Here is an 18,234-nt window from a genome sequence, read left to right as displayed (position 1 = left end):
CACTTGCCCATTATCAGTCTTACCAATACAGCCTAAATATTGTCTGGAAACACAAGCTGACATTTTTCCTTTTTTACGAAAACCTACCTCATCTATCAGTAAACCAATAGGTTGTTTATTATTAACAAACATCTTTGAAGATTCTAAGGCTACTTGGTCCATTAAATTTCTAAACGACCAACAATCGCTATTGATAAAATGATTAATGCTTTGTTGATCCAAACAAGACAAGTGATCTGCTATATTCTGGCAGTTTACAGTCTTCTTTTCTAGTTTGAAAAGCGATTGAAAGTAATCAAAGGCGTGTTGCCTATAAGAAAACTTGACAATCTTAAAGTGCGTACTAAAATCTGAAAAGAAGGAAGTAAAACTAGAACGGACAGATTCCAAAAATTCAGGGGTTTTGGAATCATTTTTTTTGGCGGATACTATCTATTATGGCACGCTTTTGTTTAATTTGTGAAACATTTATTTTGAAGGAGCAAAATAGTGTGTTTACTATCATTCACAAAACGTTTTGCTCCTTTTTTCTAAGATGACAAAGTAGGACTAATTACATTTTGAGTTTACCACAATAAAATTCTCTTTTTCCGCCGATGCTTCAGAATAAAATTTAACTGTAGCTATAGTCATGTTATATTTTTCTTCTTTGCATAAAAAAAAATAGTTGATTTTCTTTTTAAGTAAATTCAAAGTATAACTGGTATAAATAAAAAGATAGAAACGATGGATCAAAAAAAATGCATCATTCTAGAAACTGCTTTAGATCGAGTTCTTAAATTCATAGTATTAGTAGATATGGAATAAAATAGCTATTAGTAACCATAGAATAAGGGATCTAGTCAACAAAACATATAGCGTTGGCCTACGCATGTCATATACTTCTTAGTTATTGGTAGTAGTTTTTATATATCCAATTTTGGAATTAAATTTTTATTAAAAAAGTGAAAATAAATTTCATAATTATACTCGTTGAATGTACTATCTTCTTTAATGATAAATAATAATTCCTTTTTTGGATTAAAATGCAACACTAAATATGAAAAGCCATCTTTAAAATAAAATGTATTTGCGTTTTTCTTAGATATTAAAATTTCATAATCAAAATAACTAAGATAATCTGCTAGAATTCTTAAAGATTCTTTAGAATAGTTTTTTTCTATATCAAAATCTTTGTTTAAGGGTGTTCTTTCAAGGTCTTTAAATAAAATTGCTAACGCTGAATCTTTAACAAAAGAAAGTTCAAGTTGTAATTTGTCGGGTTTGTAATTATATTTAAAATTATTTGGTTGTTTCTTTGTGTTCATCACAATTGTATCTAATACTTTTTCTGTAAAATAGCGATGAAAATAGGGAGGTGTAACATAGTCTATTTTTTCCCAATTGAATTCTACACTTGTAGTATCTTTGAGATGTTTTGCCATTCGTAATACATCTACAGATTCATATAACGATTCATTAAGTGTAACGTCTTTTAAATAAGGAATTTTTACGCTATGGAAAATTTCAAACCCTTTTTTGTGTTCAAGATATTGATAAGATATAACAGTGCTTTTAGAAATTAAACTATTGTTGTCTATGTAATCAATATGGCTGTATTGTTTAAGTATCTTTTTTTTGGTAATTGCATTTTCATCTTCACTTGGTAGAAAAAATAAAAATGTATTTCTTCCTCCACCAGATCTAAATGAGTGATCTTTTTCATAATTAAATCGAATAGGTTGATATTTATTTACTTCATTTGTAATTATTAAATCACCTATTGGCATTCTATATTTACCTACATTTGAGACATGATAATCAAAATTTACAGGAAGAAAATAATTTTTCCCTTCAATTTTTACATTTCGTCCAACTGACGGTTCATCAATTAGCTTGGCAATTTTTATAGGATCAAGTATTTCTAAATTATCCTCTTCTTCAAGAGTAATATAGAAAGTTTCATAATTAATTTTAAAATCAAAACAACCAACAAGAAAAATTAGAAGTAATATTGATAATATTGTTTTGTTTAATTGTGTTCTACTCATCAAAATTTTGTTATTTTAAGTTATTAATTTGAGGTGGTAACAGAGCAAAAAGATACTTAACTATCGATTTTTTTTGCGCGAATTTCATAACTTTTTCACCATAAAAATATCATAATGAAATAAATAAAATAAACAAAAATATCGCAAATTTATATTATAGCTTAGAAAAGGGCTTTACATAGGATATTTTGTTGAACCGTTTTTCTTATTCAGATACAAATTCGAAATATAAAAATAGAGAAAATGTAGAGATTAGACTTATTACTCCCATAATTAGTCTAACTGTTTTGTTTTCTAATTTTCTTTCCCAATATACAATATTCATCCAACCTCCTCCTGGTTCCATAACCCAATTCCAATTTTTGATATAACCTAATAGAAAAAGACTAAAACCTATAGATGCAAATAGATAACCATATTGAAGATAGAGTTCAATAAAATTGCTGAATTTATCTATTGTTTTCTTCATTGTTTTTGTCTATATTCACTGGCTTAGTTATCCATTTTGTTTTCATTCGATGTTTGTTAAGGGGCAGGTTACTATAAGTTAAAGGTTAGGGTTTACATTAAATTAATTTCTAACCTTGTTGATTGTTGTTTATTTCTTAGATACCTTTTATCAAAGAAATTTAAAAATACATTTCTATAAAATATTTTCCAAATACCATTATCAATATCTTCAATAGCAACATATTTATCTTTTAAAGCAGCGGATACATATATCCAATAATATGACTTCCATCTCACTGCTCCACTTTTAGTACTTATAAGTTCGGAGTGTTCTTTTAAATTTCATAATACTACATTTGAGATATGAAATTAATTGAGAAAAGCGATATAAAAAGTCAGCATTATTATACTTGAAAAAAGGAGATTCACACAAATTAGCATCCATGGAAAGTGATTGTGATTATGAATTGAAATAATAAAACATTAGAAGTTTCATGTAATAGTTGGTTTGTAATAATGAATACAAAACAAATATGTTAACAAGGGGACAGTTTATCAAATTTAAAAAGCGTATGTTATACTTTTTTTTACCAGTATTATGAAAATACACAGAATATTACTACTGTTACTGTTGATGAATGTATCTATTTCAGTAATTGGACAAGACAAAAGAAAGGAAGAATTTGAGGGGTTTAAGAAATTCTTACCTTATATAATCAAAGGTTTCCAAGAAGAATCTATATCCAGTAAGCAAATAAATGAAGAAACTTCAGGAGTTTTTAATAAACCTTGGGAGGTTAAAAAATTACAAGAAGCAGAAGTAAATACGATCATAGATAAACTAGCGACCAATAAAAGGTTTAAAATCAAAAAAGACTATACTGGCGAATGGAAACTAGATTTTTTCTCTAAGCTTAAAAATTATGAATCTATTGAAGAAATTCATAAAAGTAATAATAGACTATCTAATGTATTTATACAAATATCCGAAATCCAAATTCAGGATGACAAGAGTGTATCGGTATACATAGATGATAAGAATAAAAATATAAAAAATAACGAATCAAAGGATTTAGAATTTAGCAGTGGTCAAATACATACTACTTTCCCGATTAAAGAAGAATATTCTAATTTGAATGGGAATATTACTATTACCCTCAAAGGATATGCATCTGTTGCATATAAAGAATTTCAAAAAGAAGATAAAGATATAACGTTTGACCTAGGGAATAATAAAGGGATTAAACTTTTAAAAATAAATAAAAATATAGCTTATTTTGTACTACCAACAAAAATAGATGATGTTGATATAATTTCTACAAATAAGAAAAACGAAAAATTCTCAAGTCATTCTAAATCAATGATTCCTGAAAAAGTGTATGATTTTGCAAAAAAAGATAATTTGACAGAAGCATCTATTCAATCATTTATAGACACTTTATCACAAGAAGATGTTTATCAGAAATCCCAATTGTTAAAATATGAGACCAATGGGAATATAGAGAGTTTATATATTTTTATAAAATCTAATGAGGTTGATTTAGGAGCAAAAAAACTAAAAATAGAAATGTAGGTTATATAGCAAGATAAGATATACACTAACAGATTGAAGGTTTTAAAAGTTATTAATGATATTTATTTTTTTTGTACTGGGCACTTTTTTTTACACAATAATTTTAGGGATCTATAATCGATACGCTTTTATTAATTCAAAAAAATATATTCGGTTTACCTGTATTTCTGTTGCCTTACTAAGTTTAGTTGCTGGGATTTCTCAAGGAACCCTCTATTCTCATGGTTTAGATATTCCGTGGTGGATATTTAGTGTTATTAATTTTGTAATAAATATAGTTACTGCTTTTGTTATGGTTGGGGTAATGAAAGTTATTTTTTTTAAACAGAGAAAATGATTGATTTTTAGTACATAAAAAAATATAATTACTTAGCTATTATAATATAGCATTCAAAAAAAGGGGGGTAATATCGATTGGTTATGAAAACAACATTCAAATTAATAGTACTTATTTATACTAGTTTATCGTTTGGACAGACAATTGAAGAAGAGTATAGAGAAGCATTATATTTCACGCATTATAATAATACGTTGCAAAGTTTTTTTGACAAAATAGTTGCGATTAAACCTGTGAAATCTAAAGGTGATTATGACAAAATACTGTATTATACCTTACAACCTATTTCTGATGTTATCGTTACTCAAATTACTTATCGATTAGTTGGGACTTTACCAGATGATGACCTTGATAAATATGGAAGTATAGAGAGAGTTAAAATAGTAGATCTGATAGGAACGCATCAATTTAAACCTAGAAAATATTCAATCTTTCTGGATCATTATGATGAAAAACTTGAAGAAAGAAAAGTATCTGATTATCCTTTGTCCTGGGAGGAGATGGATATGGAGTTGGATATAATTTCATTATCATTTGAAAGAAACTCAGGAGAAGAATCAATTAAATATATAAAGAAGAAAAGAAAACTAGCAAAAAAGAGATTAGATTATCTGCTTTCTAGAAACCCTGAATTAAAAGGAATTCAACTTACAAAAGAACAAGAACAAGAGATTAACTCTATTGGTCAAATTAAAATAACAAAAATATCGGAACGATCACATCGAGATTTTGATTGTTCTCGTACTAAACTAGAAATACTAAAGTTACCTAGAATATATGGAGGGAGATATTTAACAGGGGCTATGTATTTTTTGCCCGAATGTATTATTGATTTTAAGAGTTTAAAAAAAATTAGTTTTCCAAAACATGAAATTGATAAAATCCCAGAATCTTTAGCCTCTATTAGCACTTTAGAAGTAATTGAATTACCCGAAAATAAATTATTTGAATTACCTCAAAATATAGGGGATTTCACATCTTTAAAATATCTTAATGTTTCTAATAACTTTATATCAAAAATTCCTGAGAGTATAAATCAACTCCAACAAATTGAATATATCGATGTATCCAATAATTATTTGAGTGAAATCCCAAAAAAAATCTACCACTTAAAATCTTTAAAAAAGCTAAATTTAAGAGGGAATCAGATTCCTGATAAAGAAATCAAGAAGTTAAAAAAGAAAATGAAAAACTGTGAGGTTATTCATTGAAGTGATATAAACTTTTTTGATCAAATGATAACAGTTAGTCTACTTTTTCAGAGATAGAAAATCCGCTAGATTTGTATATTCTGTAATACACTTATAATGAAACCAGCTATTAAATTACGACCCTTGATTGCCAAAGATGCTCAGTTAATTGCAAATCTTTTAAACAATAAAAAGGTATGGGATAACCTAAAAGATTATATCCCGTATCCATATGCTCTTAAAGATGCTGAAGAATTTATTGAGTTTGCAAAAACTAAGGATCCTCTTCAAAACCTGGGGATAACATATAACGGAGCTATTTGTGGTGTCATTAGTTTGATCCTACAAACCGATATTTATAGAAAAAATGCCGAAATGGGGTATTGGATAGGAGAACAATACTGGGGAAAAGGAATAGGAACTAAGGCGGTTGAATTAATTACAGAATATGGATTCAAAGACCTTGCCCTGGAAAGAATTGAAGCTGGAGTTTTTGCCTACAATAGAGCTTCTATGAGCATCCTTGAAAAAAATGGATATACAAAAGAAGGAATATGTAAAAATGCGATCATAAAAAACGGAAAGATACTAGATGAGCATATATATGCAAAACTAAAATATGAACAATAATCTAATAACTAATTAGATGCTACATATTTTAAAAAAACAATATACGATACCCTCTTGCCTCTAATAGATTAAGGCAAATAAAGCTATTATCATAAGCCTCGGATTTACTTGCGTTTTTGGCGAATAGCTTCAAATTGATCGAGATACATTTTGGTTATCTTGCTCATAGGTAGTGCTGTTGCAGCTTGGTAGTTGGTTTTGCCTAATTCGGTACGGTATTCAGCATTTAATACAATTTTTTCTATTGCATCTGCAAGACTATCTACACTAGTAGAGTCAAAGAATTCTCCTTTATATCCTTCATCTTTTACCAATAAACTTAGATCACCCAAATCTGGCATAACTACAGCTTTGCCATAACTACCAGCCTGATGCAGTACTCCAGAACTTCCTGTAGTAGAGGTGTAAGGAAAAACAACCATTGCGCTTTCTCCAAAAATTCTTGGTACATCACTTTCTTCTACATATCCTGTAAATGTAAGTTGTGGTACGTGGGTGTATTTTTCTTGTACCGATTGCAAATATCCTATGACATTTGGGTTATCGGTTCCAGCAATGACGATTTCGAGATTTGCATCGGTACGTTTACGTATTTTTTCTACTGCCTCAATCATAATCTCTACCTTTTTATACGTACCAAATTTTCCAAAGGTCATAATTTGTAACGGCCCTTTTGGTAATATATAAGAGGGTTCGTCTGGTATCTCAAAAGTACCATGCGGAATCTGTACTACATTTTTAGACTTATATTTTGCATTTAGAATATGTACATATTTATCAATGGTAACTGCAACCGTATCTGCAGACAAGATAAAACGGGTAAGCATAGTTCCTATACCATTATAAATCTTTTGTAATATTTTATTTTTGGTAAATCCAGAACTTTCTAGATCTACCTGCTCCATAATATTATGTAACAAAACTATGGTAGGGATTTTGCGTGCAACACAACGTTTTGGTAATAGCAATCCCAAAGCAGCGGCTATTTTTTTATCTCCAAATTTCATAAACTGAAGATTGAATAATATAGCATCTGGTTTTGTTTGCTTGATAGCCTTCATTACAGAAAACAAATTAGTATAGCTATTAAATTTCCAACATTGTTTCACAGTAATAGGGCATCCGTTTTCTTCAAAATTTGTATCAGCATCCTGTGGAGAGATATCCGTTAATAAAATAAGCTCGGTGACCTCAGTATGTTGTCTGAAATGTTTTACCAGATGGTATGCGTATTCGTTCAAAGTTACCTTACTAGGTGGGTATGCAGTTACAATAGCTAGTTTCATCTATTAAATTTTGTGTTCTTTTTTTTAGAAACAGACAGAGACGAATTAAAATCAAGTAGAAATTATGTTGGTTAACAGGTTTCAAGATTTTAGGACGAATGGGGTACGTCTTTATTTTTTATAAACTACAATTTATAATAACCTAGTAAAAAAAACAACTTATATAAGAATAATACTAGTATATAGAAGGAAACATTGAAAAAAGAGACCTAAAAAATAGCATGGAGAAAAGCAATTAGTAATCTTCTCTAAAAATATAATTTGCTTTATTCTTTATAAAAGCTTTTGCTATAACGCTATTTTCTTTACCCAAAACAAAGAGTATTTTACTTCTTCTATTGGCTTTTTCAGAAATATCTTTTAGAACTTTTATAGCCTTTTTATCGATTTCCTTGACTTTTTTTAATGACATTACTACTTCTTCATAATGATCTAATAAGTAGTTAAAATGCTCTTTTACCAGTTCTGTATTATCTAGTGTAAAATTGCCTATTACTTCATAGGTTCCTGAGGTATTTATAATTTGTAATTTCATCTGTTTTATATTTGGGGGTTATTGGTTTATACATAGTCATTTCTAAGAATATAGCTTACATTGCCAAAAGCATTTTTTACTTTTCTGTTTTGTTTTCCGATGATATAAAATATTTTATTGTTCTCTACAGCATTTCTGAATAGTTTGGTTAATACAGAAACACCAGATTCATCAATTTTTTTTACCTTATCCATACATAGAATCACCTTGTCAGAAGTGAATAACAGTTTTTCAAAATGATGATGAAGTGATTGTGCATTTTCTGCAATAATACTTCCTCTGATTTCAAAAATTCCTTGGTTTTTAGTGATTTTTAGGGCCATAGTGCGTGGTTTTATGGATTAGTAATTTACCTTGGGGCAAGCCAACGAAGTATTCGTTTTAAACGAATCTTTAATTTCGAAGCAAGCTTCAGAGCATTAAAATCTCACTTAGTGAGTAAAATATAAATATGAATCAATTTTTTGACATCATTGTCTTGTAATCGTTTAGGTACAAGGATCTTTAGATGAATTGATTTATTAGTTCGTTGAATTCTTTTTAGCTAATTTTTGATAGCCTATAAAAAAGAAGATCTGAAATGTGAGAAGAATTGCCATTGCTATGATTTGCATGATGACAACCTCTGATAATGTATTGTGAAAAAGTGCAATCAAAACTACCTGTGAGATCCCAAGTAGGGCAGATAGTATAACTGGAATATATTGATCCAGAGATAAAAAGTAATACGCAAAAATATTAGAGATAGCAAAGAGAGATGTGGCAATTGCATATTTCCAAAGTAATGGTGCAATGCTAATATATTCTTTACCAAACATAAGATTGATAACCAGTTCAGGAAACATATAACATCCAAGTACAATTGTAGTAGATAATAATGAGATGTATAATACATACTTAAAAAGGATAGGTGCATGCGATGCTCCTTCTTTTTGTTTTTCTACTACTTTGGGTAATAATAGCATTACAAACATCCAGGCTACAAAATATACAACTCTACCAATTAAGGCCAGAGAGGCATATAGACCTGCTTCATAAGTCTCAAAATAATGCTTCACCATGAGGATGTCGCTATTGTTAATGATAATCTGGGTAAACTCATAAAAAGCTGTCAGTAGAAAGAATTTAATGATATATCTTGATTCTGATGAAGGTAATGTATGTGTTTTGGTAATTTCTAAATCTTTGGAGCGAAAAGGTAGTATTCCAAATAAAAATGAAATAGCGATACCTAAAGCAATCAAAGTAGATGATTGTAAACTACTAATTGTATATATAAGAATTAGAGTAATGACAAGCCTGCTTAACATTTCTCCTTGATATGTGATGGCAAGACTATCAAATTTTTTACTACCTTGAAATATTCCTCTATTTACACTCATTATAAAATAAATAGGAACTCCTATTCCAAAAATAACGAACATACTAGAAGATTGTGTATTAAAAAGTATTTGAAGTTGTTTTGAAAAAATAATTAATACAATACCTAATACAATACCAATACCAGTAGAGTATTTATAAATGATATTGATAAAGCTTTTGAATATAGTGTCTTCAAAAAGTACAGAAAATTTGGCTGTAGATAATTGAAATGTCATGGCAACAAAAGATAACACTAACAAAAAAGTGATCAATAATGCAGCATCTGCAAATTGCTCAGGACCCAAGACTCTACCTAATATTAAATTATAAAGATAGTTCCCACCATTAACAATAATAACACTGATCATAAATTTTTGCTCAGCGCTTAATTTTTTTAGTGCAGTATTAATAACCATGTTCATGTGAGTTCTTTTTTTTAGTTATCTGTCTCACGTATCTTACTTAAAGATACGCTCTTTTTTTATAAAACTGCTACATCACATCACATGACATAGCAGTTTTTACTAACCATATCTATTTACTGTATTAAAAAACTTCCTTTGTATTTTTTCTTAAAGTCATCACCTCTAATAATATATTTATAAACTCCTTGTTGTAGGTTCTTTGCATTAAAAATAAAGGTGTCTGATGAGGTTCCTGTATTTCCTAATTCTTCTTGTTGTACAACTCTTCCTAGCATATCAATTACAGAGATTGTAATTTTTTGATTTTTTGTAGGCATTTTGATTGTTGTTTGCGTTGAGAACGGATTAGGTGAATTAGTTATCGTTGTGTTTGTAGTGATATTTGCAATATCATCATTATCTATGATTGCATTTTCATCTACTGCTACCTCTGGTGTAAAAGCAAGTTTTGAAACCTGAAGATTAAAAGGAGTAAAACTACTATAGTCACCATGTACAGAGAATACTACACTTCTTAATTCTTCTACAGTAATTGCTTGTTTTGCAGCACTAGAAAAGTCTGAGAAAGCAATAGAATGTTTTTGTATGCTATCACTAGCTTTTATAGTATATCTAAGTCTCTTGTTCCAGTCTACCAAATCTTTGGTTACTAGAATAATTTCTACATCTTTATCAGTAAGTAATTCAAACTCTATCGCTTTGTATTCAGATACATTCAAAGTAAGATCACCTCCTAGGATATTTCTAAATAAATTTACCGTTTCTTTAAGATTACCACTTACTTTGGCATCACGTTCTACCAGATAGTGATCACTTGGCGCCTCTTTGTTTTCGTTTTTAATGATTTCAAAATTAGAGATGGTTGCATTTTCTTCAGAGAAATCAATTCCCCAAGGGCCATCTGCAAGATATAAGGCGTCAATTTTATCAGGATTATCTCCTGTAATAGCAAAACCAATATCAAATAAGTATCCTGTTTCTACGGTTATTTTCTCGTGGTATTCACCAGATAAAGAAACAGTTTTGATCATTAATTTTTCTTCTGATAATTCAGTGGCTCTTTTATTTCCTCTGAAATAAAACTGATTTGCTTTGCTTTTGTTTATGATATCCAGTTCAAGTTTTCCGTCTTTATAGAATCCTTTTTGTACAAATACAGAAGGGATATTATTAGGGATAAAAGTTTTTCCTAATGATTTTTCACCTACAAGTTGATCTATGATAGTATTTGCCATATTAACTACTTGTGGTATTGATCCACCCCATATCTGGAAATTAAGATAATCACCTTCAGGATACTGATCAATATTCCATAAACTGTATAATTCATTTTGGTATTCATCCATTCTTACAGAAAAATGTAAGGCTTGTTCAATCTCACCCGTAGCTCTTCTTATTTTGGTATTTACCAATGTATGGTTACGTACAGTTAAGGTTCTTATATCCTCTAGTACAGAGCCATTAAGTCTATCACATATTGTTTTTGAGTGATCGTATACACCACCTTTGGTAGCCATAGCCAGTGCCGCACCAACTCTTTGATTTTGTTTGTAGTAATCTATAGAGAATACAGCGGTTGCATTGGTAATCCCAAGAAGGTCATCTGGGCTAGAGACAAATGATGTTTCTGTACCTGTAGCACCTGTTGTAGGAAAATAGATACTTAAATCCTGACCATTAGCAGACTTATATGATTTTTGTCCTGGAGCAAAACGTTGTTGTAAATTCTTTTGATTATATATTTTATTAGTTTTTGATCTCAAAAAGTTTCTTTTGGCGATCAAGTTGGCTAAATCACCATTACTTTCTAGTCCTCCGTCATTTCCTGAGGTTACAACACCCTCTTCAGTCAATTCAGGAATATTTGTTGTTTTTAGAGATGAATAGGTATCTGCTTTGATATGAAACATAACATCATTAAAATCATGGTCTGCACCAGGATAATCTCTTCTTAAGTCTTCAAAACCAAGTACAATCGTTTCATTTGCAGTATCAGCCAATAAGATATTGTGTGGTCGTAAAGCTTCATCACATTCAGGGTTATAATCAGGGTCAGAATATATTTGCCATAAACCAGAATCTATAGATCCGTTATCCCAACCATCTGCAAGCAATACCCATCCGATACCAGTATCGGTAGAGAAGCTACCAATGTTTACCGTGTTTCCAGGAGTTAATCCGCCATCACTTCCTATTTGAGAAGCATTTGGGAAAACAACAGTTATATCTTCTGGAGCAGGAGCTTTTGTTAGCGGGCTGTTTATATCATACGTATAATAACCTAGTGTATTTTTGTATGTTGTATTTTCACCTAAAAAGGTTACTGTAACATTTGTTGTGTTTTCTATAATAACATCAGTATCATACCCAGAGTAGATATAGTTGGGGTTAAGATCTGGTACTGAGTTTCCTTCTGGTAAAGCACCATTAATACGAGTAAGATAATCAGAACTCAATACTTCGTTTGTTCCTAAATAATCAGGGGTACCATCACTGATATATGTTCCTAGATAATGATACCGATCGCCAATACTTGATACAGGAAAGCTTGTAGGAGTTTGGTTTCCGTTATCAGAATCAAATACAGTTTCTTTGAGGTCAAAATGATCATCTAGGCCATCTTGGTCAAAGTCACTTCCCGCTGCAAGGGTATCTGCAGTTCCATCACTATTGGTATCATACCCATCTACACTATCCAGTGTGCCATCATTATTAGAATCGGTATCAAGAAAATCAGGTTTATCAGTACCGTCTGTATTAATATATCCTTGTGGTGTTCCTGCATTATCAGGATCAAATGCATCATCCATACCGTCTCTATCCTGGTCAGAACCAGAAAGAGCTATAAAATTAAGGCTGTTTTGTCCTTCTATAAGGTCAATAATACCATCTTGATCTGAATCGATATCATAGGGGTCATAAATCAAGTCACCATCTGTATCGGCAGGGTAAAAAGCGATACCAGTTTGATCAATATCTACAATATCTGCAATCCCATCAAGATCAGAATCTACAAAACCAGTATCTTGAGAGTTAAAGAGCCCATCACCATTGGTGTCATAAGCACCTAATCCTGCTTCTACAATATCAAAAATACCATCATTATCGCTATCAAGGTCTAATACATTTGGAACCCCATCTCTATCGGTATCAAAGGCAAGAGAAACACCGCTGTTACAAGTATTACCAAAATCGGGATCTAGGTAATTAAAAACGCCATCACTATCATCATCACCATAAGGATCAACACCTCCACCTTCTACAAGGTCAGGAATTCCATCACCATCCGTATCTTTATCAAAAGGATCAAGAACTTCATCTTGATCTGCATCTATAGGAGAGATTCCGACAGCACATTTGAACCCGTCATTAGAATTTGTAACTTCTGTATTATTTAATAATGTAGCATAAGGGGCAGCACCTTCATAATCATTTACTAGGTGTAATCCTCCGTTATTACTGGATACATATAATCTATTACTAGTATCAGTATAGCAGGCGCCAAAAGTATGGCTTGGTAAATCAGTTACTGATTTACTACTAAAAGCAGGAGTAGCTGTAGTAAGGTCCCACTTAAAAACTTTTCCTTTACTTCCTCCGTATAAGTTACCATCTATAAAAACGATATCTGCACATGTGCTAGGAGAAGCTTGATTAGAGACTATTATCTCAAATACTGGAGCAGATGAACCATCGTAGTCTTGAAGGTTAAGGATTTTGTGAAATGATTGTTTGTCTAGAGAGTTTTGAAATACCCATAGGTTTCCGTCACTATCTACATCTGCTGCATAACCGCCTCCAAATTGGATTCCACCATTTGCGGCAACGGCTCCTAAGTCTACTATAATATCTTGACCTATACGCAATAAATGTTTATCACTATTTCTGATTGCGTATAAAAAATTGTCTACAGGGTTGTATCCTCCTGCATTGTATGCAGTATGGGTATGTAGAGGATCTGAATAGGTTCCTGTTATGGGGTCGTATGATCGTAATGCTCCAGAAATTACTTGATAGAATTTTCCGTCATTACAATCAAAAGGTTGTTGGGCATAGGTAATACTTGTAAGAAGAATTACCAGGAGAGTAATGGTTTTTTTCATAGTATATGGGTAGCTAGTATCTTGACACGAATTAGATACAGGCGTTATTTGATGGTTAAATTTTGTATAATAGGTTGGGGTATTTTTTTAAAGAAAGTAGTTATCTTACCATATAGTAGTTTGTTTTAAGGTTGAAAATATCAGATGCATTTTTGCTATGAGTTCTTGGCTTGAAGTAGCTAAACCATATCATTAAAAGGTTGATTGGGATAAGAAAAGAATCTTTTAATGTGATCTTAGATCCTTCTACTTCGATCCAGCTATCTAGTGGTTCTTCACTAATGCAGTTTAATAGATCTTTTAATCCGATATGCTTTTTTAATCGTAAGAAGATTTCTATATCAAATAACCATCGGCTGATAAATCTTTGGCTGTATACATTCTCTATAATACTTTTCTTAAACACTTTTGCTCCACATTGAGTATCCTTGATAGGAAGTTGCAAGATGAATCTAATAAAGAACCCAACAAAATTTGATAAGAATTTCCTAATAATGTTTCTGTCTATATTATTTGAGTTATCTGCTTTTCTAGAACCAAAAACCATTGTAAGTTGTGGGTTGCTGTCTAATTTTTTTACCAGATTATCCATTTCTTCTAAAGAAGTAGAAAGGTCAGCATCAAGAAAAGCGATATTTTCTATATAATCGATATCTGCCAAGTAGTTTGCTCCTGTTTGTACTGCAGTGGCTTTACCTTGATTTTGCTCTAGGTCAAGTACAGATATTCGTTTTGGGTCGAATTTTTTGAGTTCGCATAACATTTTTAAAGTGTCATCAGAACTACCATCATTCACAAAACATAAGTGGTAATTTGAGTTATTGCTTAGGAAGTTGCAAAACTTTTTTTGATCCAGTCTATCATATTCATTGTAGCATGGGATAATAATTCCAGTAGTTTTCGTCATCATATTTTATTTTTTTGGGATATACTTCCGGGGTATTAGAAGTATAAGGTTTATTAAGAGCGGTCTTTTTTATTTTTTTGTAGACCTATGATCTTTGTAAACTTGTTAAACATTCTTCTGGGGTTTTTTGAAGCCTATTTTACATTTTGACGAATTTACTTTTGAACTTAAATTGATATTAATTATTGGTTATCAACTTGATGTAAAAGTAATACCAGTTATTTAATATTCGTATACGGTTAAACCGCAATATGTTTACGTACAACCCAAAAACAGTGTATTTCGTCGATAAATAGGTGTTTTTCACTCAAATTTTAACATTTTATAAGTTTTAAAATGAAGGTAAAGGACTACAAATGTTAAAGAAAATGATGATTTCCGTACAATTTTCGTGTCGTGAAAAGGGGGTTTTTCCCCCTAAATTTTGATTTTGACGCATAAAGAAATGTTAATTTTTAACCAAAATCCGTTAAATAAAAATAGGTGAAATCAATTTTTAATAAAACTTATCTGGTTTTTATCTGTTGTTTTTTTTGTAATGCTTACTTTAACATTATTAATCAACTTTTACACAAAACAAATGCACTTAAAAATATTTTTTTTTAGTCTTCTGTTTTTGGGCTCATTTTCATTTTTGGTAGCTCAGGATATGCAAGAAGGGTTTAATTATCTGGAAACAGGTAAATATGATAAGGCAAAATCTTTTTTTGATACAGTTCTACAGGAATACCCAGATAATAAAACAGCTCGGTTATGTTATGGTAGAGCAGTAGGATTATTAGGAGATTCTAAAGAGGCAGTATCTATCTTTACAAAGTTACGAGAAGAGTATACTAATGATTTTGAGATTAAATTGAATTATGCAGAATCCTTACTATGGGATAAGCAGTTCACCAAAGCTGAAACATTCTATGAAAAGTTGATAGCAGAAGATGCAACAAGTTTTCCTGCGGTATTAGGGTATGCAAATACACTTTCTAATTTGAAGAAATATAAGAATGCTTTAGAAATGGTAAATAAAGCATTGGCATTACAAAAAGGAAACCCAAATGCGATGTTGTCTAGAAAATATATTCGATTAGGGTATGCCAATACAATAGCTCAGAATAAAAAGTACAAAGAAGCATTGGCATTATTAGATCAAAATCTGATTGATTTTCCTAATGATAAGGATACACAGCTCAATAAGGCAAATATGTATCTCATGACCAATGATCTTGTAAATGCAGAAAAAACATATACCGCTTTGGGTATAAATCCTAAAGATAGTAGTTTGTCATTAAATGGCTTGTCTCTGGTAGCTCATAAAAAGCATAAAGAGAAAAAAGCGTTGGATATTGCAAGACTGTCCTATACTAAGACAAATAAAAATAAAAAAGATGAGGAGGGGCACCTGTCCGCATGGGAGCGTTATATACAAGCATTATTGTGGAATAGAAAATTTGGTGAAGCAAGAAAAGAGATTAAAAAATTAGGAAAATCATATCCTAATAATTCTAGAGTGCTTGCACTGCAAGCTACTCATGGTATGTATACGAGTAATTTTGGAACAAGTCTTCAAAATTATCGTAAGATTCTAAAAAAAGATATAGGTTCGTTTGATGGTAACCTAGGAATTGCAAATGCATATAGAGCGGTAGGAGATGATATCAAATCATATACCTATGCATTTCGTACACTACACTATTATCCAAAACAACAGGATGCACAAAAATTAATCAAAACCTTAAAAAAGACACATACTCCTTTTGTTGAAGAAACAACTGCATTTACGTTTGATAATGGAGACAATGAAGCTATTAATGTGACAGTAAGATCAGAGATCCCTTTATCGGTCAAATTTATACCAGAGGTTCAATATGATTATAGAACAACAAAAAATACCATAAGTATGAATGAGGCTACTTCTCATGATCTCTCTTTAGGCTTTTTGTATAAATATAGTGGTAGAGTTTCTTTGCAATCCAGAGTAGGGGTGACCAATGCTAATGGGTTTACAACTGATTATACTGCATTGATTGCAGAGGCAGTACTAAAAACAAAACCGTTTAAACTGCAAAGCCTAGATGTAGGATATAAACGTGAATTGCAAAATTTTAATGCAGATTTATTAAATCGGGAGATTATAATGAATAATTACTTTTTGAATTATAATCTGAGTACCAATTTTAATTTAGGATGGTATACTCAATATATATATACCTCTCAGACTGATGCAAATAGTAGAAACTTGTTATTTACTTCCTTATATTATAATGTATTACATAGACCTGGTCTAAAAGCGGGAATTAATTATCAATATCTTTCTTTTGATAATCAAGTGCCTGCTATCTATTTCAGCCCTGGAGAGTTTAATTTGGGTGAAATCTTTGCAGAAGTTGTAAGCAATCCAGAAAATAATTGGTTTTATACTGCTAGTGCAGCATTAGGGAGACAGTTTGTAGAGGAAGACCCTGGATCTTCCACTTTTAGAGCAGAAGCAAAATTTGGATATCGGTTTTCTGATCGTTTTAAGACGACTTTGTATGGTAAGTATAGTAATATTGCTTCTGCTACTGCTGCAGGTTTTGAATATATGGAATTTGGGTTTAAGCTAAAATGGTATTTCTTGCAACGACCTATTTTTGATAAAAAAATAAGACGATTGAGAAAATAGAGAGTAAATAAATATGTTTTTTATAGATTTTGACTGCAAAGTATCAGAGGTAGTGGTGTAGTTGTTTCTCATACCAATCAAGAGCTTCAGTAATATCTAATTCTACTTTAATAATTAGCTTATATCCATGGTTTTCTTTTAGATCAGATAAGACTTTTTTGTTACATTATTTTTTTGAGTTCCTCATTATAGACTAAAGCTATATTCTATAATACGACTTAACTAGTTATCTTTGTTTTAAAACAAGTGCAAATGGTACCAGAATCTTTCACAGAATTTTTCAAAAGCCTAGATGAATCGGGTCGTGAGACCGTAATTAGGGAGCTATTATCTATGGTCGATCCTTCAGAGCCTGACTTGTATACTGTTCATTCCGAGGTGCAACAAATCCAGTCACTACATTGCCCTAATTGTCAAGACATCGATATCCGTGCAAATGGCAAGGCTAATGGTGTGCAACGTTATTTTTGTAAATCGTGCAAGAAGTATTTTAGGGAAACTACAGGTAAAGTTACTTTTGGTTTAAAAAAGGGGAACTTGCTTAGTGTTTATTTGTACCATATGCTATTAGGCAATTCGATAAAGAAATGTGCTGAACAGACAGGTATCTGTCTCCAAACTTCATTTGACTGGCGGCATAAGATATTAAGTGCCTTTGAAGGGGCTGTTCCTAATGGTTTTGAAGGTATTGTAGAGAGTGATGATATTTTCTTTCTTGAATCTGGCAAAGGAAACAGGGAATTACCTAGA

General features: G+C 31.1%; 13 protein-coding genes and 1 pseudogene. 5 read left to right on the top strand and 9 right to left on the bottom strand.

What is annotated here, in order from left to right:
• From CVD18_RS23405 to CVD18_RS17425, 3 genes are all read right to left on the bottom strand, one after another.
• The coding region (locus CVD18_RS23405; RefSeq protein ID WP_146052827.1) for a transposase at positions 1-390 on the bottom strand (390 nt) is incomplete at its 3' end.
• Positions 391-905: 515 nt separating this feature from the next.
• Positions 906-2,030, bottom strand: coding sequence for a hypothetical protein (locus CVD18_RS17430; protein WP_103866699.1), 1,125 nt, complete (start codon positions 2,028-2,030; stop codon positions 906-908).
• 205 nt (positions 2,031-2,235) lie between these two features.
• Positions 2,236-2,499: an Imm17 family immunity protein gene (locus tag CVD18_RS17425; protein WP_103866698.1), complete on the bottom strand. Its 264-nt coding sequence runs from the start codon at positions 2,497-2,499 to the stop codon at positions 2,236-2,238.
• A gap of 579 nt (positions 2,500-3,078) precedes the next feature.
• On the opposite strand from CVD18_RS17425, the gene CVD18_RS17420 reads away from it, so the two are divergent.
• From CVD18_RS17420 to CVD18_RS17405, 3 genes are all read left to right on the top strand, one after another.
• Positions 3,079-4,053: a hypothetical protein gene (locus tag CVD18_RS17420; protein WP_146052826.1), complete on the top strand. Its 975-nt coding sequence runs from the start codon at positions 3,079-3,081 to the stop codon at positions 4,051-4,053.
• A gap of 420 nt (positions 4,054-4,473) precedes the next feature.
• Positions 4,474-5,601 (top strand): leucine-rich repeat domain-containing protein, encoded by a 1,128-nt coding sequence (locus tag CVD18_RS17410; RefSeq protein ID WP_103866695.1) that lies wholly within the window; start codon positions 4,474-4,476, stop codon positions 5,599-5,601.
• Between the two features lie 96 nt (positions 5,602-5,697).
• On the top strand, positions 5,698-6,210 hold the full coding sequence (locus CVD18_RS17405) for a GNAT family N-acetyltransferase (RefSeq protein ID WP_103866694.1): 513 nt from the start codon (positions 5,698-5,700) through the stop codon (positions 6,208-6,210).
• 104 nt (positions 6,211-6,314) lie between these two features.
• Here the strand turns inward: CVD18_RS17405 and CVD18_RS17400 are convergent, their stop codons facing one another.
• The 6 genes from CVD18_RS17400 to CVD18_RS17375 form a co-directional block, all read right to left on the bottom strand.
• A complete protein-coding gene (locus CVD18_RS17400; RefSeq protein WP_103866693.1) occupies positions 6,315-7,496 on the bottom strand; it encodes a glycosyltransferase in 1,182 nt (393 codons plus the stop codon).
• A 235-nt stretch (positions 7,497-7,731) separates the two neighbouring features.
• A complete protein-coding gene (locus CVD18_RS17395) occupies positions 7,732-8,031 on the bottom strand; it encodes a hypothetical protein (protein ID WP_103866692.1) in 300 nt (99 codons plus the stop codon).
• Positions 8,032-8,057: 26 nt separating this feature from the next.
• A complete protein-coding gene (locus tag CVD18_RS17390) occupies positions 8,058-8,354 on the bottom strand; it encodes an STAS domain-containing protein (RefSeq protein WP_103866691.1) in 297 nt (98 codons plus the stop codon).
• A 198-nt stretch (positions 8,355-8,552) separates the two neighbouring features.
• Positions 8,553-9,815, bottom strand: a complete 1,263-nt coding sequence (locus tag CVD18_RS17385; RefSeq protein WP_369858715.1) for an oligosaccharide flippase family protein — start codon at positions 9,813-9,815, stop codon at positions 8,553-8,555.
• 116 nt (positions 9,816-9,931) lie between these two features.
• The gene (locus tag CVD18_RS17380) at positions 9,932-13,921 is read right to left on the bottom strand and encodes a DUF4114 domain-containing protein (protein ID WP_103866689.1); all 3,990 of its coding nucleotides are present in this window, start codon (positions 13,919-13,921) and stop codon (positions 9,932-9,934) included.
• A 100-nt stretch (positions 13,922-14,021) separates the two neighbouring features.
• A complete protein-coding gene (locus tag CVD18_RS17375) occupies positions 14,022-14,831 on the bottom strand; it encodes a glycosyltransferase (RefSeq protein WP_103866688.1) in 810 nt (269 codons plus the stop codon).
• Positions 14,832-15,408: 577 nt separating this feature from the next.
• On the opposite strand from CVD18_RS17375, the gene CVD18_RS17370 reads away from it, so the two are divergent.
• Entirely contained in the window at positions 15,409-17,484 is a 2,076-nt protein-coding gene (locus tag CVD18_RS17370) for a lipopolysaccharide assembly protein LapB (RefSeq protein ID WP_103866700.1), read from the top strand.
• A 252-nt stretch (positions 17,485-17,736) separates the two neighbouring features.
• Positions 17,737-18,234 (top strand): annotated as a pseudogene (locus CVD18_RS17365) (hypothetical protein); the annotation flags it as partial.

Source organism: Aquimarina sp. I32.4 (genome assembly GCF_002924285.1).
Lineage (GTDB): Bacteria > Bacteroidota > Bacteroidia > Flavobacteriales > Flavobacteriaceae > Aquimarina.
The sequence above is the reverse complement of the archived record's forward strand: the minus strand, read 5'-3'. Positions and strand labels throughout refer to the sequence as shown.

What these genes read in the sequence shown, in the direction of transcription:
- CVD18_RS17430 (WP_103866699.1), bottom strand. Translation starts at nt 2,030, where the DNA reads ATGAGTAGAACACAATTAAACAAAACAATATTATCAATATTACTTCTA.
- CVD18_RS17425 (WP_103866698.1), bottom strand. Translation starts at nt 2,499, where the DNA reads ATGAAGAAAACAATAGATAAATTCAGCAATTTTATTGAACTCTATCTT.
- CVD18_RS17420 (WP_146052826.1), top strand. Translation starts at nt 3,079, where the DNA reads ATGAAAATACACAGAATATTACTACTGTTACTGTTGATGAATGTATCT.
- CVD18_RS17410 (WP_103866695.1), top strand. Translation starts at nt 4,474, where the DNA reads ATGAAAACAACATTCAAATTAATAGTACTTATTTATACTAGTTTATCG.
- CVD18_RS17405 (WP_103866694.1), top strand. Translation starts at nt 5,698, where the DNA reads ATGAAACCAGCTATTAAATTACGACCCTTGATTGCCAAAGATGCTCAG.
- CVD18_RS17400 (WP_103866693.1), bottom strand. Translation starts at nt 7,496, where the DNA reads ATGAAACTAGCTATTGTAACTGCATACCCACCTAGTAAGGTAACTTTG.
- CVD18_RS17395 (WP_103866692.1), bottom strand. Translation starts at nt 8,031, where the DNA reads ATGAAATTACAAATTATAAATACCTCAGGAACCTATGAAGTAATAGGC.
- CVD18_RS17390 (WP_103866691.1), bottom strand. Translation starts at nt 8,354, where the DNA reads ATGGCCCTAAAAATCACTAAAAACCAAGGAATTTTTGAAATCAGAGGA.
- CVD18_RS17385 (WP_369858715.1), bottom strand. Translation starts at nt 9,815, where the DNA reads ATGAACATGGTTATTAATACTGCACTAAAAAAATTAAGCGCTGAGCAA.
- CVD18_RS17380 (WP_103866689.1), bottom strand. Translation starts at nt 13,921, where the DNA reads ATGAAAAAAACCATTACTCTCCTGGTAATTCTTCTTACAAGTATTACC.
- CVD18_RS17375 (WP_103866688.1), bottom strand. Translation starts at nt 14,831, where the DNA reads ATGATGACGAAAACTACTGGAATTATTATCCCATGCTACAATGAATAT.
- CVD18_RS17370 (WP_103866700.1), top strand. Translation starts at nt 15,409, where the DNA reads ATGCACTTAAAAATATTTTTTTTTAGTCTTCTGTTTTTGGGCTCATTT.